Here is a 21,938-nt window from a genome sequence, read left to right as displayed (position 1 = left end):
TACAAACGGATTGGGAGGAAATGAAACGTTGAAGAAGTCTCTTCTGTCTCTTGTCGTGACGTCGGGGTTGGTAGGAACACTGGTCATTCCGCAATTTGCATTTGCGTTAACGGCGACGCAAAAAATCGACCAACAGCTGGGCGAGCTGAAAAAGATGCAGTCGAACGCCCAGCAAAAAGCGAATGAAGCGCAATCGGAAATGAACAAGGTGCTGCAGGAAAAGCAGCAAGCGAGCACCGACATTAATTCCCTGCTCAGTCAAATCGAGACGACGAACTTGAAATTGAACGACCTCAATAACGAAATCACCAAGGTCAAAGATACGCTGAAGGAAACCGGCGAACAGCTGGAGGAGGCGGAAAACCGGGTCGAATCCCGGGACAAGCTGCTCAAATCAAGGCTGCGGTTGATGTATATGAACGGAGTCGTATCGTACGCGGATGTATTGCTCAGTTCGACGAATTTCGGCGACTTTCTGGACCGGTTGAACGCATTGAAAGCGATCGTAACCCAGGATAAGCAAATTTTGGAGCTGAACCAAAAGGATCGCGCGACGATTGCCGATAAACAGGTGCAGGTTCAACAGCAGCTGGATAAGGTTAAAGATTTGTATACTCAAACCACGGTAGTAAAGGCCGATCTGGTAACGAAAGAGAAAGAAAAGGAAGTCAAAATCGCAAGCCTTGCCAAAAAGGAAAAAGAGCTGGAAGATATTAGCGAGGAGCAGGAAAAAATGCTGCTCCAGTACGCGCGCAGAGAGTCGGCGCTTGCCGCCGAGAAGCGCAAGGCTGCCGCCGAGGCAGCGGCGAAGGCTGCAGCGGCCAAGGCGAAGGCCGGCGGCGGCTCCGCTCCGGCGGCGAATACAGCCCCGCCGACGGGCGGCAAACTCGGCTATCCGCTGCCCAAGGTAGCTACGATGACGTCCGATTTCGGAACCCGTTCCGATCCGTTCACGGGCAAAAAGGCGACGCATAAAGGGATCGACTTGGCGATGCCGAACGGGACTCCGATCTTGGCTGCCGCTGACGGCGAAGTGATCGTTGCTTCCTGGTGGAGCGGATATGGCAATTGTGTTATTATTGACCATGGAAACGGCACATGGACGCTATATGGCCATATCCGCAACGGAGGCATCGATGTGGAAAAAGGCGATTCCGTCAAAAAAGGTCAAAAAATCGCCGAGGTCGGTTCAACCGGACAGTCGACAGGAAACCATCTGCACTTTGAGGTGCGGATTCATGAGGAACCGGTAGACCCTAAGCCTTATCTGCGATAACCGCTGTTAATAATTTCAAATAGCTTGTCATATACTAAACGGACGATCAGTCGATAAGGCAAGTAGCGAAGGCGGTGTATTGGGAGCAATGACATTTAAGGGACGTACGGTTTTGGCATTTATTTTGTTGGCCATGTTCGCCAGCAGCATCATGACGCTAACGATTGTGCATCCGTCGATCTTCGCTGCGGTAGGCTCGGAGGGAGGCGGGGCGACGGCGAAGTCCGGCCTGGGCACCAAAGATTTGAACAAAATCGCGACGACGTACCAGCTGATCGAAAATAAATTTTTATCCGAAGTCGATCGCGATAAGGTCATCAACGGCGCCATTAACGGCATGCTTTCGACACTGGAGGACCCTTTTACGGTCTATATGGATCAAAAAGAAGCAAAGCAATTCGACGAGAGCATTACCTCCTCCTTTCAAGGGATTGGCGCAGAAGTTTCGTCGGAGGACGGCAAAGTGACGATAATGGCGCCGATCAAAGGCTCGCCGGCCGAGAAAGCGGGACTGCATGCCAACGATGTCATCATTTCGGTAAATGGCGAAAAGCTGGACGGCTTGACGCTGAACCAGGCGATTATGAAAATCCGGGGGCCGAAAGGCACGCAGGCGAAGCTGGAAATTATGCGTCCGGGCTCGCCCGAGCCGATTCAGATGATCGTCGTCCGCGACGACATTGACGTAGAAACCGTATATGCGGAAATGATGCCGGGCAATATCGGCAAAATCGAGATTCGCCAGTTTTCCAGCAACACCTCGAAACGGTTCAAGGATGAATTGAAAAATCTCGAAGCGAATGGCATGAAAGGCTTGATCATCGATGTACGCAACGATCCGGGCGGTTTGCTGTCCGCCGTTGTCGAAATTGTGGAGCCGTTCGTACCGAAGGGCAAGCCGATCGTCAAGATTGAAAACCGCAAGGGCGAGCAGGAAGATACGCCTTCGCAAGGTACCGGCAAAAATTATCCGGTCACCGTTCTGATCAACAAGGGCAGCGCGAGCGCTTCGGAAATATTGGCAGGGGCGCTGCACGATTCCGCAGGCAGCAAGCTGATCGGGGAGACGACCTTCGGCAAGGGTACGGTTCAAGTCACCTTCGAGAAGGAAATGGGCGACGGCAGCAACATAAAAATGACCGTGTACAAATGGCTGACCCCGAACGGCACGTGGATTCATAAAAAAGGGATTGCGCCGGATGTTCCGGTTGATCAGCCGTCCTATTTCAAGGTTGCGCCAATCAGCAAAAAAACGACGCTGAAGCCGGACACGACCAGCGAGGATGTTAAAAATCTGCAAACGATGCTGACCGGGCTCAAATTGACCCCGGATCGGACGGACGGCTATTTCAGTGAAAAGACGGCGGTGGCGGTCAAAGCGTTCCAGCGGATGCAAAGCTTGCCGGTTACAGGCGAGGTCGATGTGGAAACGGCCAACCGGCTTGAAAAGGCGATTTTGACGGAGATCAAAGATCCGAAAAATGATCTGCAGCTCAAAGCGGCGGTCCAGCAGGTGCAATCGCTGATCAAATAAATAAGGCTGCAACCCGTATTCCCATCATGGCGGACGCAAATGAAGGCTGAAAATTCCGGCTGGGAATTTAATCCATGAGAAGGAACTTGGTCAAGCGGCGTCGAAAAAGGTAAGAAGGTTGGATTCGTCCAGCCTTCTTTTTAGTTGTACAGAGAAAGTATAAGTTATATACTTTGCTGCGCCAACCTCCATAAACGCGCACGTCCCTTAAGGACGGCGAAGCCGTTTATCCTGGCGTATCGCGAAAAAGGAGCAGTCCAATGACCGTGTTGATCGAAGCGGCACAAAGAGGGCTACAAGCCCTGCTTCAATTGTTCATGCATCCGTTTTATTATGTAGGCATATTGTTCGTTATTTTGCAGTATCGCAGGCAGATTCAGTTTGAACGCAAATTGTTTCATACAAAGCTGCATTCGCTCGTATCGGAAACATGGCGGGCTTTATGGTGGGGCTGGGTCGGCGGGCTGATCGCTTCCGTCTTGATGGCTGCCGTCGGCGCAACCGTTCAAGCCGATGCCGTGCTGCTGCTGTGGGTCGTATCCTTGCTGCTGACCTTCATTCGAGTCCGATTTTTGTGCTGGGCATATGCGATTGGTGTACTGGGCGTCGTACAAGCCGGATACCGCCTATTCGCTCCGGCGTTGGAACCGGCTCCAAGCTGGCTGGGTGATCTTATACATACGATACTCAACTTGAACATGGCTTCGCTGCTTGCGTTGATTGCGGTACTTCATCTGGTGGAAGCGCTGCTGATCCGGCAGCATGGAGCGAAAACGGCTACTCCGATGTTTTATGAAAGCAAGCGCGGCAAAATTGTTGGCGGCTACCACATGCAGGGGTTTTGGCCTGTCGTTCTGTTTCTCATTGTGCCGCTGCAGGGAGGCGGCGGTATCGCCTTGCCCTGGACGCCGCTTATCGGGGGAGAGCTGTGGAGCGCCGGCTGGACGATCGTTGGCTTTCCGGTCATGATCGGCTTCGCCGAGATGACGAAATCCCGGCTGCCGCGCGAGAAGGCGCGTCTCAGCGCCAAGCTGCTGGCCTGCTATGCCTGCGCGGTGCTGCTGCTGGCCCTGCTCGCTTATGTATGGCCGATTATGACGGTCGTGGCCTCGATCGGCTGTATTGCGCTGCATGAAGGCTTGCTGCTGTTCAGCAAGTGGGATGAGTCGAGGCGCAGCCCGATTTATGTGCATGACCGGCGCGGGCTGAAAATATTAGGTATTTTGCCGGGAAGCGCGGCCGCCGAGCTTGGACTCGGGCCAGGCGAAATCATTCACAAAGTGAATGGGATGGCGGTGACGACGAAGCGGGAGCTGCATCAGGCGATGCAGCAAAACCCGGCGTTTTGCAAGCTGGAGGTGTTTAATTTGGCCGGCGAAAGTAAATTCGTGAAGCGAGCGATGTTTTCGGACGAACATCATCAGCTCGGGATCATTTTAGCCCCGGATCAAGAGGCCATGTACTATGCCGGCGAGAAGCAGCCGAGCCTGTTCGCATATGTGAGCCGCAGGCTAAGAGGCTTGTTCGCCAATCAGTCAGGCGGCAGACCGATGTAGCGGCATCCGCGTCTTGGCGGACAAAGACAGTTGCCATCCAGGCAAAGAGTGGCCCTGAATGCACAAAAAGAGAACCTTAAGCTCCACTTCACAGTGGGGTCAAGGTTCTCTTGCATAATGAAAGGATTGAATCTATATATTTGCCCTGCCCTTGAGAAACGCACTTGTCCTTGATGAACAGGGCGGCCGTTCAACCGTGTGGATGCAGGCAGTTTCATTGACGGAGCTATCATACGGTCAATTCGGATCGCGCAGCACGACGATTTCGACACGACGGTTTTTTGCGCGATTTTCCGCGTTATCGTTGGCAGCGACTGGGCGTGTATCCGCATAGCCGCTGGAAATAAACTTTTTCGGATCCAGACCTGCCGTGTTGATAAAATAGCGAAGCACCGAAAGCGAACGTTCGTTCGACAATCCCCAGTTGTCCTTATAGAGCGAGCCGGTAGCCAGAGGCAGATTATCGGTATGGCCTTCGATACTGATCGTTGTCATCAGCGTAGGGAACAGCGTGGCCAGCTGATCAAGTATGGGATAGGCTTCCTTCTTCAGCTCGGCCTTTCCGAGATCGAACAAGAACAGGTCGTTCAGCGTTACCGCTATCCCCTTCGGCGTATCGGCGGCGAACACCTGCGCCTGCAAATTTTGCTGCTGAATATATTGTTGAATTTTTTCCAGCAAATTTTCCAGCTGCTTTTCGCGGATTTCTTTCTGTTCCTTTTCTTCCCGTTCCTTTTTTTCTTTTTCTCCGTTTTCCGAATTGTCCCCGCTCGTTGCCTTGGCTGTACTGACCCGCCCCAGCACGCCCTGGCCTTGAGGAAGCACCGAATCGGCTTTCTTAAACTCGAAGTTCAGCGCCTGCGACAGCACTTGGTATTTTTCCGTGTCGATCTTGCTCATTGCATACATAATAACAAAAAAGATCAGCAGAAGCGTGATCAAATCCGCATAGGTGATCAGCCAGCGCTCGTGATTTTCATGGTCTGCATGCTTATTAGATCTCCTCGCCACCGGCATCACCTTCCGTCTTCTTATGGTCCTGATGAAGGAAGGACTTCAGCTTCTTCTGAATCAGCTGCGGATTTTCGCCGGCCTGCAGCGCCAAAATTCCTTCGAGCATCAGCTCCATTTCGGAGATTTGCTCTTTGCTGCGGATTTTGATTTTGTTGGCGATCGGCAAGTAGAGCACGTTGGCGGAAGAGACGCCGTACAGCGTGGCGGTAAAAGCGACCGCAATCGCCGGGCCCAGCGAACCTGGATCGGCCAGGTTGCCCAATACGTGGATCAGCCCCATAACCGTACCGATAATACCCATGGAAGGAGCAAAGCCGCCGGCCGCTTCGAAAATTTTGGCCCAGCCTTCGTGGTGGGTTTCCAGCGCGTCCATCTCAAGCTCCAAAATTTGCCGCGTGAGCTCGGGATCGGTTCCGTCAACAACCATCATCAGGCCATCGCGCAAGAAGGAATTCGGATGCTCCTGCGCCCGCTGCTCAAGAGCAAGCACGCCTTCCCGCCGCGCTATGGTCGCCATGTCGACAAGCTCATCGATAATGACTGCGGGGTCTCTCTTCGTTTCCTTAAAAGCCATGCCGAGCGCCTTGCCGATTTCCTTCAAACGGGACATTGGAAAGCTTATAGCGATCGCCCCTGCCGTGCCGCCGAAGATGATCAACATCGCACTCGGAACGATCAAAGCGCTGATGTGGCCGCCATCCCACATGTAACCGCCAATAAGAGCGCCTAATCCTATTACAAGACCTATAATCGTTGTTAAATCCACGTTCCTACCACCCCTAGATTAAGTAAGTTAGATTTTTTGCGTCCGGTTATCGGCTCTTTATGTAAATTTCCTGTAAACCGCCAATTCATGAAGTTATATTCGTTTGCAACAAAAGATGAAAAAAGGTATAATATATGGGAACAAATATTCCTATAGCGGAATGAGTCGAACGGAGTCAATCTGCGTCGAAGATCATATTATTTATCGGAAACCGGGCGTCGAAAGTTAATAGAAAATGACTTTTTTCAATGGACGGGTGATGAAATGAACGAAGTAGTGATGAATCATAAACCGTTTGAGCTTGTATCGGATTACTCCCCGCAAGGCGATCAGCCTCAGGCGATCGAGAAGCTGGTCGAAGCCGTCAAGGCGGGTGCAAGGTACCAGACGCTGCTTGGCGCTACCGGAACGGGCAAGACGTTCACGGCGGCTCATGTGATTGCCAAGCTGAACCGGCCGACGCTGCTGATTGCCCACAACAAGACGTTGGCGGCCCAGCTGTGCAGCGAGCTGAAGGAGATTTTTCCGAATAATGCGGTTGAATATTTTGTCAGTTATTACGATTATTATCAGCCGGAGGCTTATATCCCTTCTTCCGATACGTTCATCGAGAAGGATTCCAGCATAAACGACGAGATCGACAAGCTGCGCCATTCGGCGACCAGCTCGCTGTTCGAACGGCGCGACGTGATCGTCGTAGCAAGCGTGTCCTGCATCTACGGCCTCGGTTCGCCGATCGAATACCGCAACCTGGTGCTGTCTTTGCGTGTCGGGATGGAGCGGTCGCGCAACGAGATTTTGCATCGGTTGATCGATATCCAATATCAGCGCAACGATATGAACTTTGTGCGCGGCACGTTCCGGGTGCGGGGCGACGTGCTCGAAATTTTCCCGGCGTCGCACAGCGAGCATGCGGTGAGGGTCGAGCTGTTCGGCGACGAGATTGAACGAATAACGGAGATCGACGTGCTGACCGGGGAAATTCTCGGCGAACGCGATCATATCGCGATTTTCCCGGCATCCCACTTCGTTACGCATGAGGATACGATGAAGCGCGCGCTGGTCAATATCGAGCGCGAGCTGGAAGAGAGGCTGGAGGAGCTGCGGGGGAACGGCAAGCTGCTGGAAGCCCAGCGGCTGGAACAGCGGACCCGGTACGATATTGAAATGATGCAGGAGATGGGCTTCTGCTCGGGGATCGAGAACTATTCGGGACCTTTGACCTTCCGCGAGCGCGGAGCCACACCGTATACGCTGTTCGATTATTTCCCGGACGACATGCTGCTTATGGTCGACGAGTCGCATGTGACGCTGCCGCAAATCCGCGGGATGTATAACGGAGACCGTGCGCGCAAGGAAGTATTGGTGGATCACGGCTTCCGGCTGCCGTCCGCGTTGGATAACCGGCCGCTCCGCTTCGAGGAGTTCGAGAGCAAGGTCAACCAGGCCGTATTCATATCGGCCACGCCGGGTCCTTTCGAGCTGGAGCATTGTCCGGAGATGGTCGAGCAGATTATTCGTCCGACCGGTCTGATCGATCCGGTTATCGAGATCAGACAAACGAAAGGACAGATCGACGATCTGATCGCCGAGATTCATGACCGGATCAGCAAGGACGAACGCGTGCTCGTCACGACACTGACGAAGAAGATGGCGGAGGATTTGACGGATTACTTGAAGGAAATCGGCATCAAGGTGCGCTACCTCCATTCCGATATCAAGACATTGGAACGGATGGCGATTTTACGCGATTTGCGGCTTGGCGTTTTCCATGTTCTGATAGGGATCAACCTGCTGAGGGAGGGGCTGGATTTGCCCGAGGTATCGCTGGTGGCCATTTTGGACGCCGATAAGGAAGGCTTTTTGCGTGCGGAGCGCTCATTGATCCAGACGATCGGCCGGGCCGCGAGAAATGCGAACGGCCGGGTTATCATGTACGGGGATAAAATGACGGATTCCATGGACAAGGCGATTCGCGAAACGAACCGCCGCCGCGAAATTCAACTCGCCTATAATGAACGGCACGGCATTACGCCGCAGACGATTCAGAAAAAGGTGCGGGATGTCATCGAAGCCGTCAAGGTCGCCGAACAGAAGGCGGACTACCTGACGGACGTGAAGCAGGCGAAAATGTCAAAAAAGGACCGGATGTCGTTGATCGAACGTTTGGAGCAGGAAATGAAGGAAGCCGCCAAAAACTTGCAGTTTGAACGTGCGGCCGAGCTGCGCGATGCGGTGCTGGAGTTAAAAGCGGAGCTGTAATGGGTATACTTGAAATATGGGTAATCATGGATAAGGAAGTGGCCGGTGAGCGGTCTGCTTGTGATCTATTAAGGATGGTGATGCCACGTGGCCAGAGACAATATCGTTATTAAGGGCGCGAGAGCCCATAATTTGAAAAATATCGACGTAACTATTCCCCGCGACCGCTTTGTCGTATTGACAGGCTTAAGCGGCTCGGGCAAATCGTCATTGGCATTTGACACGATTTATGCCGAAGGCCAGCGCAGGTATGTCGAGTCGTTGTCGGCTTATGCACGACAATTTTTAGGGCAGATGGATAAGCCGGATGTCGATTCGATCGAAGGCTTGTCGCCGGCGATTTCCATCGACCAGAAGACGACGAGCCGCAACCCGCGTTCCACGGTCGGCACCGTGACGGAAATCTACGATTACCTCCGTCTGTTATTTGCGCGGATCGGCCGGCCGCATTGTCCGGACCATAAGATTGAAATCACCTCGCAGACGATTGAGCAGATGGTCGATCGGATTATGGAGTATCCGGAACGGACGCGCCTGCAAATTTTGGCGCCGATTATTTCGGGGCGGAAGGGCGAGCATTCCAAGCTGCTGGCCGATATTCAGAAGCAGGGCTTTGTTCGCGTGCGCGTGAACGGCGAAATTATGGATATTTCCGACAAAATCGAGCTGGACAAAAATAAAAAGCACAGCATCGAAGTGGTCGTTGACCGGATCGTGGTGAAGAATGACATTCAAACCCGTCTGGCCGACTCGCTGGAAACCGGACTGAAGCTGTCGAACGGCCGGATCATCGTCGACGTGCTGGATAAGGAAGAGCTCCTGTTCAATCAAAATTTGGCCTGCCCCGTATGCGGCTTCAGCATTGAGGAGCTGGCTCCCCGAATGTTCTCCTTCAACAGCCCGTTCGGGGCTTGTCCGGACTGCGACGGGTTGGGCAGCAAAATGATCGTCGACCCTGATTTGCTCGTTCCAAATCCGCGGCTGTCCATCGAAGAGGGTGCTTTCGAAGCTTGGGCCGGCAGTACGTCCAATTATTACCCGCAATTTTTAGCAGCGGTGTGCGAGCATTACGGAATTCCGATGGATAAACCTGTCGCGGAGCTCACCCCGGAGCAGATGAAAAAGCTGCTGAACGGGACCGGCGGCGAAAAGGTCCGTTTCCGCTACGAGAACGACATGGGTCACCGGAAGGAAGCGCTCGTCCCTTTTGAAGGGATCATCAACAATCTCGAACGGCGGTATCGGGATACGTTCTCGGATGGCATCCGCGAGCATATCGAAGCGTATATGAGCTCCAAGCCATGCGGCAAATGCAAAGGTCAACGGCTGAAGCCGGAATCACTGGCCGTCACCATCAACGGGAAAAACATCGCACATGTGACGTCACTGGCCATCGGCGAAGCGCATGAATGGTTTGATTCGCTGGAATTGAACGATAGAGAGACGCAGATCGCTCATTTAATTTTGAAGGAAATTAATGCGCGCCTCGGCTTTCTCGTCAATGTCGGGCTCGATTATTTGACGATGCATCGGGCTGCGGGCACGCTGTCGGGGGGCGAAGCCCAACGGATTCGGCTGGCTACGCAAATCGGCTCCAGCTTGATGGGCGTTCTCTACATTTTGGATGAGCCGAGCATCGGGCTGCATCAGCGCGATAATGACCGGCTGATCAAAACGTTGGAGCATATGCGCGACCTCGGCAATACGCTGATCGTCGTTGAGCATGATGAAGATACGATGATGGCGGCAGATTATATTATTGATATCGGACCTGGAGCGGGAATACATGGTGGCAAGGTTGTTTCCCAGGGAACGCCGCAGGAAATTATGAGCGATCCGCAATCGTTGACCGGCCAATATTTGAGCGGGAAAAAGTTTATACCGGTCGCGGCCGAACGCCGCAAGCCGAATGGAAAATGGCTGGAAATTAAAGGCGCGAAGGAGAACAACCTGCGCAATGTGAACATCAAAATTCCGCTGGGCGTGTTTACTTGCGTGACGGGCGTATCCGGTTCCGGCAAAAGCACATTGATCAATGAGATTTTGTATAAGACGTTAGCGAAGGAACTGAACGGTGCCAAGGTCCGCCCCGGGGAGCATCGCGATTTCGTCGGTCTGGAGCATGTCGACAAGGTTATCGATATCGACCAGTCGCCGATCGGACGTACGCCGCGGTCGAACCCGGCCACGTACACGGGTGTATTCGACGACATTCGCGATGTGTACGCCAATACGAATGAAGCGAAGGTTCGCGGTTACAAGAAAGGGCGGTTCAGCTTCAACGTGAAGGGCGGCCGATGCGAAGCTTGCCGCGGCGACGGCATTATCAAAATCGAGATGCACTTTCTGCCCGATGTTTACGTACCTTGCGAAATTTGCAAAGGAAAACGGTATAACCGTGAAACGTTAGAGGTTCATTACAAAGGCAAAAACATTTCCGAAGTGCTCGGCATGACGATTGAGGATGCGTGCGAGTTTTTCAAAAATATTCCGCGTATTCATCGCAAGCTCAGTACCCTGCTTGACGTTGGCTTGGGTTACATGGACTTGGGGCAGCCGGCTACGACATTGTCGGGCGGCGAAGCGCAGCGCGTTAAGCTGGCCGCAGAACTGTACCGGAGAAGCACGGGCAAGACGATCTACATTCTCGACGAGCCGACGACCGGCCTTCACATTCACGATATCGACCGGCTGTTGAAGGTGCTGCACCGTCTCGTTGAGAGCGGCGACAGCGTGCTGGTCATCGAGCATAACCTGGATGTCATTAAGACAGCCGATTATTTGATCGATCTCGGGCCGGAAGGCGGCAACAAAGGTGGCACCATCGTGGCTACAGGCACGCCGGAGGAAGTTGTAAAGGTGGAGACCTCCTATACCGGGCGGTATTTGAAGCCGGTTCTGGAGCGGGATAAGGCGCGTACCGAGGACTACACGAAGCGGCTGAAGCAGATGGAGGACGCTGTAGTATAAAAGATGAACCAGCGAAGCATCCAGAGACTCGAAGTCATCTCCAAAGCACGTTTGTCCTTTAATCGACAGTCTCCATCTGTGTGTTACGAAAGCGGAACACACAGGATTGAAACAAAGCCGGCGCAGTTCAACGTGAAGTTGGCTGCTGCCGGCATTTTTGGCTGCAGTCTTATAGCTGAAATGGTGATCCGAACGGCAAAGTGCATGAACAGCGGGCGCTACTGATGGATGTTGGAAGCGCGTAATTAACAGGCATTGGATTTCAGCGTGATATGAGTTATAAATGCTAGAAGAAATGGACATTTTAAAGTTACGAGGTAGATTGGAGAAATCGCGGACTTGTTCCATTTGTTGAATGATAGACAGCGGTGTACAGGAAGCGATATATGATCATAAGGAACAGGTCTTACCGTAGGTATAATGATCGTTCCATGGCCAAAAATGTTGACAAACTTGTTACACTTTGCCGAATCGCTTGCACTTCCATGTCAGTCAAGATAAGATGAAAATAAGCATTTTTGTATACTAGAGGAGGTCTCTCGATGTTTTTAGCTGAAGAGGCAGCGCAAGCAGCGAGCAAATTTACAGGATTTGATCCTTTCGTGATTTTGTTCACGATTATTATTGCAGTGGGCGTCGTTCGGTTGTTGGCTGCTCCGAAGAAAAATCCTTTTGCGATCGGTTTTAGCGCGGTTAGCTTGCTGGTATTTTTGATCATGGATGCCGTTATGGTACTCAATTGGATGGATAAACTGTAGAAGAAGACGGACGTTTGCATACATAAGCAGACCGTCGGTAAAGACGAAGTGAAGCTCTCGGGATAGCGAATCCGGGGGCTTTTTTGTTTAGCATGGGAGATGTTCGGGTCGGGAGTCACTGTACGAGCTGTGAATTTAGGAAGGTAGGAAAAAAGCCGGGGAGTATTAATGCACTCCCCGGCTATTGCGATTAAACCCACCACATTTCGCCAAGCGGCTCCTTGATCAGCACCTGCTGCAAGTTTTCAACCGCTTTGGTGAAGCCTTCGTCAACCGACATCAGGCCGTCTTCGTGCTCAATGCTTACGACATAGTCATATCCGACAAGACGAAGCGCGCTAATAATGTCGGCCCATATTTTCATGTCGTGACCATAGCCTACCGTACGGAACTGCCAAGCTCGGTCGAGCATATTCGTATACGATTGCATATCTGTCACGCCGTGTTTATTGATGTTGATCGGATCGATAGACGTATCCTTCGCATGGAAATGATGGATCGCGCCGGCGCGGCCAAGAATTTGCACCGCTTGGACCGGATCGATTCCCTGCCACCACATATGGCTCGGATCCAGGTTGGCGCCGATCACGTCACCTGCCGCTTCGCGAAGACGAAGCAGCGTCGCCGGCGTATGTACGGAAAATCCGCCGTGCAGCTCCAAACCAATTTTAACATTGCGGTCCGAAGCGAATTTACCGGTCTCTGTCCAGTAAGGGATGACCTTGTTCGCCCACTGCCAATCCAAAATTTCCTGATAATCCGGAGGCCAAGGTGCGACAGGCCAGTTCGGATATTTGGCGCCTTCATGGTCGCCCGGGCAGCCGGAGAATGTATTGACAACAGGAACCTCGAGCTTCTCAGCCAGCTCCAACGATTTGATAATGACATTATGATGATCTTGGGCAATCGGTTTTTGCGGATGCAGAGGGTTGCCGTGGCAGCTTAAGGCGCTGATCATAAGACCGCGGGACTCGACGGCTTTCTTGAAAGCTTTTAATTTGCCTTCATCGGCCAGCAGCGCTTCCGGGTTGCAGTGCGCATTGCCAGGGTAGCCGCCTGTACCGATTTCAATCGCCTCCAAGCCTTTAGAAGCAATATAATCCAGCGATTCCTCAAACGATTTTTGCCCGAATAATACGGAAAATACGCCTAACTTCATAAGACACCTCCGATAAAAGATGTAAATGTACGCGTGTACGCGACTACTCAAATTATAGCATTGTTTAAGCCTAACTCAAAGTACAAGATGCGGACAAGATTTTAGCGCACTTTCCGAGGATAAACGACTTCGCCGTCCTTAAAAACGAGTGTGTTTATCAAGGTTGTGCGAAGCAAGTATGAAATTTTAAACTTCAACTAAATAAAACGGTCTTCGACAGTTCGTCTCGACACCGTTCCCATTTCTTTGCAGACAAGATCCTCTACAATAGTGGAGCAGCACATTTTAAGGAGAAGAGGTGCATCCGCGAAACCGAATCTTATCTTTGCTGAAGGGCATTACTTGCAATGGGTCATACATTACTGGAAAGAGAGGACGACTCAGCATGCACAATAAGGAAACCCAGATTGTTGAGACAGTTACAGGTCAGTGGCTTCGTTTCCCTAATTGTTTTAAAAAGTCCTCCTGCTTGATCGAGTTATCCAGTCAGCTTTCGCTCAACATTGATACCCGTACCGGAAAAGTGCACGTTCATATGAAGGATCGCAATGAGGTGTATCAATATCTCGGAGAAGTATCGATTTCGGCAAGCGATAATCAGATCCTTTGTTCGGCCATTCAAGCCCATTTAAGCGATCGATCGGAATCGTTGTTCACGGTAACGCATCAGCAGCAGCAAGATATGGAATATACCCAGTCGACGGAGAAAGGAGCATCGGCATGAAAATCCAATTTGAAAATAAGGAAATTCCGGTTACGTTCTTGTCCAGCGATCATAAAATCATACCGCGGGTCCTGTACGCCCTGCAGGCGAGGAACCGGGTGGAGCGGCGCAACCCATTGTACGATCCGGAGCAATTGGAGCGCATTGAGGTCATCGGAACGGAAGTCTATTTATATGCCAAATCGGGAGGCGATTCAAGCAAGGTCTATTTATCGCTGCACGGGTAGCCCGGGAAGCCGCCGCGGGAGCAAGCATTTACGAATCGGAGCATACCTGAAACATAAAGAGGAGGCGTATAGTGCCGGCAGGCACGAACGCTTCCTTTTGGTTTACAGTAAGTATGATATGGCGTTGCTTTAACAACCTTGGCAAACAAGCTGTTCGTCTCTGAGGACGGCGAAGCTGGTTATCCACTAAACGCGAGCCGAAGAAATTCATGCACACCTTTTCCGACGTGCGCTATGGCGCTGCACATCGTATGGTCAGACCCCATGATTAAAAGGGCCAATTAAACAGTCCGCGGTAAATATGAAACACCGTTTCCTCACTGCCGCTGTAAATGATGACGGATACGGTTACAATCAGTTGCGTCAATGCGCAGCGGGAGAGGAAATAGGCCCGGGATACCTTTTTCTTATTGACGGTTGATTTGCCGAGTAAATTTTCAAGGGCCATGACGATGCCGTGATATAAGCCATACAAAAAATAAAGCCAGCTGAACCCATGCCACAACCCGATCAGCACCATGATCAGAATGGATAAACCGGCTGCCGTCGCTTTGCTGGGAGCCTGCCGGGAGAAGAACATAAAGATATGATCGCGGAACCAGTCGCCGAGCGTGGCGTGCCAATTGCGCCAAAACTGGGTCAAGGTAGGCGATTGAAACGGTTTTTTGAAATTTTCCGGGATGTTATAGCCCATTAGGCGGCCGAAGCCGATAGCGATATCCGAGTAGCCGGAAAAGTCGAAAAAGATGAGAGCATAAAACCAAACCATCAAAAATAACGACTCATGCGTATGCAGCTCCTGCTGCTGCATTTGGTTGAAGAGATCCGTCATCCAGGTAACGAGCACGATTTTTTTGAACATCCCCAATATGATCCGCTTGATCGCATCCTCGACCTGCCCTGCATTAAGCCGGTACGGCTGCTTGGTATCCGCCATAAAATCGCGAAATTTCAAAATCGGTCCGGACGTAAAGGTCGGGATAAATAATATATAATTGGCGTAATCGAGAGCCGGCGTTCGCGCTTCCTTTCCGAAAAAGTAGGCGAAATAATAAGCGTCGATCACCTTGAGAACATTGTAGACGAGCCCCAGCAGGATGACGGCGTCAAATAAAGGATGCTCGAACACCTTCATCCCGAACAGCCGCAGGCTGCAGACACCGACGACGTTGAGCGCGATGAGGATGATGAACCAGCCCTTGCGCCAGGAGGCGGCATGGCAAAGGAATAGAAAACCCAAATAGTTAAACAGCGTATAGATCACATAGAAGATAAAAAGCTTCTTGCTGAACACCAGCAAGAAACAAAGATTGAACGCAAGCAGCAGGACGCGCTTGTTATGCGGCCACCAGCGGGTGAGCGCCAGGATGACGATCATGCCAATCATCGCGACTACCGCGTTCATATTCAAATACCACATAGCGATACTCCCTTAATGAAAAATCGGCTAAAACCCCTCGTAAATAAACAGCCCTTTTCCGGTAAAATAAATCAACACCATGATCAGCATCGCCGTATAGATCACGACTTCGATGATTTTGCGAGCGAAAGGAGCCATGCGTCAACCTCCTTCGTAAATATCGGAGCCCCTTCTTGACGGCTCAAATGGACGAGATCGTGAAAATATTTCGGCTCATACGTTTGCAGCAAATCCAGCACCGGCACCTGATACGCCGCCAGACGGCGGTTTACGTCCTGCTTCAGGCCGTTCATGTAGTTCGGCAGCGCATATCCTTTGTTCCACGGCATCCAGACGATCCTGAGCGGCAGTTGGCGATCCTTGGCGTATTGCAGTATCCATTCGAGCGCGCGCAAGTTATCCTTATAGTCGGATTGTGTCATCCAGCCGAAGCGGCGGTCGTAATCATCCCATTTTTTTCGGAGCTCCTCGTCGGGCTTGCGTCCGTAATACAGCTCCTTATCGATCCAGCGCGGCTCGTAAGCGAGCAGCTGCGAGCGGTTCAACTCCACCGTGCCTTTGTACAGCTGGCGCACCAATTCGGTGCCCGAATCGCGAAAATAATCGCGGTATGTGTATACGTAAGGCTGGTACCAAGGCTTGAACCATGGATAAGTCGGGTCGGTTTCCAGACTGTCGATCATCGTATGGACGTCAATCCCGATGACAAGCGGGCCTTCCACCTGATAGCGCTGTTGTTCCATTATAGCTTTAAGGTCGGTCAGCTTGCCGTAAGACAATCCCATTTCTACGAGCCCGGAGGTGGAGTCCTTCTCGATAAAAGCGCCTGTAACCGAGGAATTGCCGAAAAATACAGGGCCGCGGTCCTGCCACTGGTGATGGTATAGCGTCTTGGTGAAGTCGTTTTTATAAAAGCGGCGCGAAGATACCATCGGGTTCCATGCGGAGATGAGCAGGTCCGACAGGACAAAAGCTGCAAGCAGCAGCAGTACGAAGCTGTTTTTTCGTAAGATAGCGATCAGTTTCATAAGGGAACCTACATTTTTTTAGATTTCAAACCTGAATACCGAGAAATAAGTCCCGCTAGGGGACTTATTGACTGATAATCTTAATGAGCCCTTGATGGAGGCAACAGTCCGGAGCCGTTCCGTGAGGGTTCGGATGTTCGAATTTGCGTTTGATGGTTATAGCGGCTTCTGCTGCCAAGCGTGGTACTGCTCGCGGAAAGCGGCCGGCCATACGGTCTCGTCCAGTCCGTACTGCGCAAGAAATGCGAACGCCCACCGTTCGATGCCGAAACCGACGCAGCCCGTTACCGCGTTGCGTTTGCCCATTTTAATATTAAACGCGGTGCCGAACGTATTGCTGTGAAAATTGACCGAGCTGCAGGCGATCGATTTATTAATATGCGGAATATTTAAGCGCAGTTCATATTTCATTTCCTGATTGCGTTGGAAGGAAGCTTTTGTCTGGAAATCGTTTGTAAAGAACGGGTCGTTGGCAATTTCGAACAAGCTGTCCACGTTCCATTCCACGGCCAGCTCTTTAATGTACTCGATCGAACGCAGACGGTTTTCTTTGACAAACTCAGGCTTGCCGACAAAAATAATTTCCCTCATGCTGAAATCCAGCAAACGGCCGAAGTCGCTATGGTTGCGGGACTCGAAACGATGGCATTTGGAAATGGCCGTAACGATCAGGCCGTCGCCTTCGAGCGTCTCGTTTTGCAGCCCTTCGTAGCAATGATAGCAAGTCGAAGGGTTCATCGTAAACTTGGGCGTCGGCATGTTCGCGTTCAGATCAAGCGGCGCATCCTGCTGCCAGCCGCCCGCATCGCGGATCGACTGAGAGAACGATTCGATAATGTCGAGGTCCTCGCGCAGATGGGTCAGGAAATGAATATGCTCCGGAAACGATGTAAAATGATTCGTTTTGTTCAGCGTGTCGCAATGAATGACGGCCGGATACGATTCTTCCTTTACATCGCTAAAGCGGCCGGCGATTTTCGAGACGAATGAATAATCCAAAAAGCGCATCAGGCTCGAGAACGGCTCGCGGAAAATAAACAGACCCGGCTCCAGCACTTTAATGATCTTGCGGTCAACCAGTTCGGCGATAATATCGCCTTCGTAGGGGGTGCTCACCCGATGCTCGAACAATATGTTTTCTTTAAACCCGAAATCTCCGTGGGAGAAACGCTCGATGAGCCGGCGGACCTGCGCTTCCATCGCGGCGTTGCTTTTGGCGGATTCGTGTTCGATATAAATATGGTTATTCTCGATCCGGATGTCCCGGATGTGCTCGTCAATGAAGGCGGAGGCGTATTTAAGCTGACCATGCTGGCTAGGGGCCAGTCCTTCCAACGATACGACGCATTCCATAGGTCATTACCTCACAGTCTTTTTGTGGATAAAATCGGCGATTTCTCGTACGGTGTTCATAGAATACAGCATCAAATCCTGGTTCGTCACTTGAATGCCGTACGTTTTCTCGATATGGGCGATCAGCGCGGTAGCGCCGATGGAATCAATATAGCCGTAATCGAACAAATGGACGTCAACGGTAAAATCATCGTCATCCGGCTCAATCTCGTAACGGGCTCGGATATGAGTCTCCAGCTGCTCCAGCAGGTCTTGCATAGTATGTTCCTCCTTATCGGGTGCTTACTAAAAGTCCGTGAATAGCTGCCGCTTCACGAGGGGATCAATGTTCCGTTCCTGTTGTCCCCGGATTTCTTGAGTGTATACCGCCATTAGCGGTAGAAACCCGGAGACAAAGGCGACCGCTTACGCTTCTCCAGAACGATTCCGTCGTCCTTTCCGCGATTTATGACCAGCGGCAAAGCGTCAGCTGTTAAAAACGAATCGTAATCTTCGTTGCGGCGCCGAAGTGCGTGACGGTATACGTCTGCGCATCCTCCTGCCGCACGGTTTGCAATTGATCGCCTTCAATCGTCAGCGGTATCGGGCTCCATAGCTGGATCTGCTGCATGCCTCCGGCATTAAGCTCCAGGGTCCAACTGCCTTTTTGTTTGCTCAGCTTGTAAGGCACGTTGGAGCGAAGCAGCTGCGGTTCGCCGGAATGCGGCGCTATAGCTGTAGCAATGCGGGCTGGCGCGCCGCTTGCGCTGCCGGGAGTGGACGTGTTGATTGAGCTGGCGGCAGAGCCGGCCGGCGACGCCGTAGAAAAGCGCACTTGAGCCGTATACGGCAGACCCATATAAAGCTTTTCGCTGCGCCAATCGGAAATGTCGGCATTCGTGAGCAGAGTCCTTTTCGCATATGCTTGCCCGCGTTCAACTAAGATGCCGAGCGTGCCTTTATATTCGGCCGCCTGCTGCGGCACCGCATCCGTGACAGGCTTCAGCCGGATGGAAGGCTCGGTCCGAATACCGGCGATCCGCTTCAAACGGTCGAATACGACGTCCATCCAAGGCCGGGTAATTTCGACCCGGGTCGTTAACGTATTCAGGATCGAACGCGCCATCTGCGGCTCGGTCATAAAGTTGTAGCCGTGCTGATTGCGGAGCTGATCCAAATATTTGACGAATTCGAGCAGCTCGCCCACGCGAGTCGGGAAGCGGTACTCGATATGTTCGAAATAATCGATCGGCAAATCGAAATCGACGTACGATTGAAACAGATCCTCCGTCGAGTACGCCGGATCGAGCCGCAATACCGGCGCCGGCGTACCGAGCAGCATCGGCGGATTGGCCGGTTGGCCGGTCCGATCCGTCATCAGAAACGGCACGCCCCAGTTGTAGGCAAGTCCGAGACGCGGGTCGTCGGGAGCGCTCGACGGACGGAAGCCGAAGTTATACCAAATGCCGGCATCACGCTCGTTGCGCAGCGTTTGCGTGCGGTCCGGATTGTTGATCCGCCACGTGTGCTGATTGGTGCCGGGCATGTTCCACGGAATACCGAGCGTGTCGAACGCTTTCCGTTGAAGCTCGATTTCGTCCTTTTCCTGTTGGTCGCTCGTAAAGTTGTGAACGAAAATATGCGGGAACAGCTCCAGATGATGGTCTTTATTATATTGTATAAACGCCTTGAGCTGTTCGGCGTATGGAAATTTCGGATCGTCTACGGTCGTCGGCATGCCGAATTCCAGCTGGCCGACGATCAGATCGTCTTTGCCGTCATGGTTCAAATCGTACCATAACGGTACGGAATTGTGCCCGCCGACGAGTGCTTTATTGCCGAGCTGGTTCGTCGTGGCGCCTTCCAGCACGCCGTAAGGCGTCCAGGTACCGTCGGCCTGCTGCAAGTAGACGCGCAGGTCGCCCTCGCCGTTGCCGACCACGAGATCGGGTCGGCCGTCGCCGTTCATGTCGCGCACCGACGGCGCGGCGAACGGGGCAGGCAGCCGGAACAGCAGGCTGCCTGCGTCGAAGGCAAGCGGCCCCGCCGCTGCGCCGGCGGTATCGGCGCCCGCGCCTGCGGCGCCGCCGCGGCCCACCGTGCGATGGCCGCGGTACAGCGTCACACCGCCTGCGGCATCCCCGATCACGAGATCGGGAATGCCGTCGCCGGTGACGTCGCCTACCGCCGGAGCCGCAGGCGCTTCGGCGTGCAAAGGCTTGCCGCCCGCCAGCAGCGGGGCGGGCGCCGTGAACGTGCCGCCGGCTTGGCCGTAGGCGACGGCGATTGTGCCGTCGGCGAGGCCGAGGACGAGGTCCGGCCTGCCGTCGCCGTCGAGATCGTAGGCGGCGACGTTGGCGAAGCCGCCGACCTGCAGCGGCTGGCCGTTCTGCAGCCGCAAAGGCTCGCGCTTGCCGAAGGCATCGGGCGCGGGGACGCCTTCGGGCAGCTGCTGCCCGGCATAAGCGTCCTGCTGCGCCCCTACGTTCGGATACGCGTAGATGAAACCGTCGGCCGACCCGACCAGCAGCGCGGGCCGGCCGTCGCCGTTCAAGTCGGCCAGCGCGGGATAAGCGCGGTACGGCTCGTTAATCGGATCGCCGAGCGAGCGGTAATCCGGGTGCAGTGCGAGCAGCACCGGCTTGCCGTCGCTCATGAGGCGGGTGCCGCTGGAGTAGAACGAATTCGGCGTTTCGCCGTGAAACGCAGGTTTTTCGTTGCTTCCCACGTTCAGGTGGACGGCCACAGATTCCTGCCAACGCCCCCAATGAAACGAGGAACGGACGAGCGTGAAGGAAGGAAGCTGGTTGTACTTTTTCAGCAGCTCGGCCCATTGAATGCCTTCCCCGTCGCGAATCGCTTCAATCGCTTCGAAGTGATTCTGATGCGCCATCGCCGGCCGCCCGTAAGGACCGAGCACCTTCTTCACGCTGTAGCCGAGCGTTTCCTTGGAGACAAACGCGGCATATTCGCTGCGGAACAGCGCGCTGCCCGCGGCAAACGTGAAGTCGAAATAAGGCTCCAGAGGCAGCTGCCTGCGGTCAAAATACAAGGCGCCGGGAACCGGTTTTTTAGCCCGATTCGCGGTTTCCGCGACTTTGGCGAAGCCAAGCTCCGGCTGGATCCCGCTGCCCAGATCGTAACCTGTAATATGATAACGGTTCGGCAGCAGCGCGCTGCCGAGCAGCACGGTGCCTTTGCCGTAACGGTTCAAGGCAGCGAGAGCCGCATCGTTAAGCCGCACAATCGGCTCCGCGGTCGAAGGGATGATGCCCTTGCCCCAGTCATATTGCCGGAGCTCGGCCAAACCGTTATGGTGTATGTAGTTGTCCGTAAACTGACGGAACAACTTCTGCAATGCCTGCAGATTCAGCTCCACATCGGGATAGGCGAATACGGCTGAGCCGGCCGGCACGCTGCTGCCGCTGATCGCCATCGCGGATGGGGGCGTCAAGTCGACCAATGCTTTTGCCCCGATAAATTCGAGCGGGAAATCGGTGGCGAGACCGTTCTCAAGAAATAAATGCCCGCCTTCGGCTACGAAGCTTTGCAACAGCCCGGACTGTTCTTTCGTCAACGCTCCATGAAGCGACGGATCAAGATAGACCGATTGATAGCCGCGCAGCTTGCGAAGCGTAAGGCTTGCCGCCGTCTGCCGTTCCAGCTCCAGATTGGCGACGAGCGATTGCTGCAAATGGCCGTAAGCCGCCGGATCGAAGCTGGCGCCATTGGTGACGTACAGCATGCGTACGGACAGCTTCTTATCAAACAAAGTTAACGCACATGCAAGTATCAGCAGAAGGGCGATGACGCCGCCCGCAACACGCGCTTTAGTTACCTTCAATAAAATCCCTCAATCTATACCATAGCTTGGTTGGACTACCCTGCCATTATAGCACGGATGTCGGCCTT

Annotated in this window: 16 protein-coding genes; 8 read left to right on the top strand and 8 right to left on the bottom strand. The window is 53.0% G+C overall.

Annotated elements, in window-relative coordinates; all coding sequences use genetic code 11:
• The first annotated feature begins 28 nt into the window (after positions 1-28).
• The 3 genes from E1757_RS26390 to E1757_RS26380 all read left to right on the top strand — a co-directional run bounded on the left by E1757_RS26390 (position 29) and on the right by E1757_RS26380 (position 4,366).
• Positions 29-1,276 (top strand): murein hydrolase activator EnvC family protein, encoded by a 1,248-nt coding sequence (locus tag E1757_RS26390; RefSeq protein WP_133233849.1) that lies wholly within the window; start codon positions 29-31, stop codon positions 1,274-1,276.
• 88 nt (positions 1,277-1,364) lie between these two features.
• Positions 1,365-2,810 carry a S41 family peptidase gene (locus E1757_RS26385; protein ID WP_133233847.1) on the top strand — a complete coding sequence of 482 codons (1,446 nt, stop codon included), beginning with the start codon at positions 1,365-1,367 and terminating at the stop codon, positions 2,808-2,810.
• A 260-nt stretch (positions 2,811-3,070) separates the two neighbouring features.
• Positions 3,071-4,366, top strand: a complete 1,296-nt coding sequence (locus E1757_RS26380) for a zinc metalloprotease (protein WP_133233845.1) — start codon at positions 3,071-3,073, stop codon at positions 4,364-4,366.
• Between the two features lie 237 nt (positions 4,367-4,603).
• On the opposite strand, the gene E1757_RS26375 is transcribed toward E1757_RS26380, so the two are convergent.
• Positions 4,604-5,383 carry a flagellar motor protein MotB gene (locus tag E1757_RS26375; protein ID WP_133233843.1) on the bottom strand — a complete coding sequence of 260 codons (780 nt, stop codon included), beginning with the start codon at positions 5,381-5,383 and terminating at the stop codon, positions 4,604-4,606.
• On the bottom strand, positions 5,361-6,146 hold the full coding sequence (locus E1757_RS26370; RefSeq protein WP_133233841.1) for a flagellar motor protein: 786 nt from the start codon (positions 6,144-6,146) through the stop codon (positions 5,361-5,363). Before E1757_RS26370 ends, E1757_RS26375 begins: the two co-directional genes overlap by 23 nt.
• A 264-nt stretch (positions 6,147-6,410) precedes the next feature.
• On the opposite strand from E1757_RS26370, the gene uvrB reads away from it, so the two are divergent.
• From uvrB to E1757_RS26355, 3 genes are all read left to right on the top strand, one after another.
• Positions 6,411-8,408, top strand: coding sequence for an excinuclease ABC subunit UvrB (uvrB, locus tag E1757_RS26365; RefSeq protein ID WP_133233839.1), 1,998 nt, complete (start codon positions 6,411-6,413; stop codon positions 8,406-8,408).
• A gap of 87 nt (positions 8,409-8,495) precedes the next feature.
• The gene (uvrA, locus tag E1757_RS26360) at positions 8,496-11,378 is read left to right on the top strand and encodes an excinuclease ABC subunit UvrA (protein WP_133233837.1); all 2,883 of its coding nucleotides are present in this window, start codon (positions 8,496-8,498) and stop codon (positions 11,376-11,378) included.
• A 542-nt stretch (positions 11,379-11,920) separates the two neighbouring features.
• Positions 11,921-12,136, top strand: a complete 216-nt coding sequence (locus E1757_RS26355) for a hypothetical protein (protein ID WP_133233835.1) — start codon at positions 11,921-11,923, stop codon at positions 12,134-12,136.
• 190 nt (positions 12,137-12,326) lie between these two features.
• Here the strand turns inward: E1757_RS26355 and E1757_RS26350 are convergent, their stop codons facing one another.
• Complete coding sequence (locus E1757_RS26350) at positions 12,327-13,295, bottom strand: sugar phosphate isomerase/epimerase family protein (protein WP_133233833.1); 969 nt, start codon at positions 13,293-13,295, stop codon at positions 12,327-12,329.
• Positions 13,296-13,830: 535 nt separating this feature from the next.
• Here E1757_RS26350 and E1757_RS36125 point away from each other — a divergent pair.
• Both E1757_RS36125 and E1757_RS26340 read left to right on the top strand, forming a co-directional pair.
• Entirely contained in the window at positions 13,831-14,019 is a 189-nt protein-coding gene (locus tag E1757_RS36125) for a hypothetical protein (RefSeq protein WP_181956694.1), read from the top strand.
• Complete coding sequence (locus E1757_RS26340; protein WP_133233831.1) at positions 14,016-14,246, top strand: hypothetical protein; 231 nt, start codon at positions 14,016-14,018, stop codon at positions 14,244-14,246. Before E1757_RS36125 ends, E1757_RS26340 begins: the two co-directional genes overlap by 4 nt.
• A 268-nt stretch (positions 14,247-14,514) precedes the next feature.
• Here E1757_RS26340 and E1757_RS26335 read toward each other — a convergent pair whose 3' ends face one another.
• From E1757_RS26335 to E1757_RS26315, 5 genes are all read right to left on the bottom strand, one after another.
• The gene (locus tag E1757_RS26335; RefSeq protein WP_133233829.1) at positions 14,515-15,666 is read right to left on the bottom strand and encodes an MBOAT family O-acyltransferase; all 1,152 of its coding nucleotides are present in this window, start codon (positions 15,664-15,666) and stop codon (positions 14,515-14,517) included.
• Positions 15,667-15,767: 101 nt separating this feature from the next.
• Positions 15,768-16,688, bottom strand: a complete 921-nt coding sequence (locus tag E1757_RS26330) for a hypothetical protein (protein WP_133234096.1) — start codon at positions 16,686-16,688, stop codon at positions 15,768-15,770.
• A gap of 162 nt (positions 16,689-16,850) precedes the next feature.
• Entirely contained in the window at positions 16,851-18,047 is a 1,197-nt protein-coding gene (locus tag E1757_RS26325; RefSeq protein WP_133233827.1) for a class-II aminoacyl-tRNA synthetase family protein, read from the bottom strand.
• 6 nt (positions 18,048-18,053) lie between these two features.
• Entirely contained in the window at positions 18,054-18,305 is a 252-nt protein-coding gene (locus E1757_RS26320) for an acyl carrier protein (RefSeq protein WP_133233825.1), read from the bottom strand.
• Between the two features lie 214 nt (positions 18,306-18,519).
• Entirely contained in the window at positions 18,520-21,870 is a 3,351-nt protein-coding gene (locus E1757_RS26315; RefSeq protein WP_246079534.1) for an FG-GAP repeat domain-containing protein, read from the bottom strand.
• Positions 21,871-21,938: the final 68 nt, after the last annotated feature.

It is taken from the genome of Paenibacillus piri, assembly GCF_004354045.1.
Classification (GTDB): Bacteria; Bacillota; Bacilli; order Paenibacillales; family NBRC-103111; genus Paenibacillus_S; species Paenibacillus_S piri.
This window is presented reverse-complemented; position numbering and strand designations above follow the sequence as displayed.

Bases quoted from the DNA above. Each gene is read 5' to 3' on its own strand.
- E1757_RS26385 (WP_133233847.1), top strand. From the start codon at position 1,365: ATGACATTTAAGGGACGTACGGTTTTGGCATTTATTTTGTTGGCCATG.
- E1757_RS26380 (WP_133233845.1), top strand. From the start codon at position 3,071: ATGACCGTGTTGATCGAAGCGGCACAAAGAGGGCTACAAGCCCTGCTT.
- E1757_RS26375 (WP_133233843.1), bottom strand. From the start codon at position 5,383: ATGCCGGTGGCGAGGAGATCTAATAAGCATGCAGACCATGAAAATCAC.
- uvrB (WP_133233839.1), top strand. From the start codon at position 6,411: ATGAACGAAGTAGTGATGAATCATAAACCGTTTGAGCTTGTATCGGAT.
- E1757_RS26355 (WP_133233835.1), top strand. From the start codon at position 11,921: ATGTTTTTAGCTGAAGAGGCAGCGCAAGCAGCGAGCAAATTTACAGGA.
- E1757_RS26350 (WP_133233833.1), bottom strand. From the start codon at position 13,295: ATGAAGTTAGGCGTATTTTCCGTATTATTCGGGCAAAAATCGTTTGAG.
- E1757_RS36125 (WP_181956694.1), top strand. From the start codon at position 13,831: ATGAAGGATCGCAATGAGGTGTATCAATATCTCGGAGAAGTATCGATT.
- E1757_RS26340 (WP_133233831.1), top strand. From the start codon at position 14,016: ATGAAAATCCAATTTGAAAATAAGGAAATTCCGGTTACGTTCTTGTCC.
- E1757_RS26335 (WP_133233829.1), bottom strand. From the start codon at position 15,666: ATGTGGTATTTGAATATGAACGCGGTAGTCGCGATGATTGGCATGATC.
- E1757_RS26325 (WP_133233827.1), bottom strand. From the start codon at position 18,047: ATGGAATGCGTCGTATCGTTGGAAGGACTGGCCCCTAGCCAGCATGGT.
- E1757_RS26320 (WP_133233825.1), bottom strand. From the start codon at position 18,305: ATGCAAGACCTGCTGGAGCAGCTGGAGACTCATATCCGAGCCCGTTAC.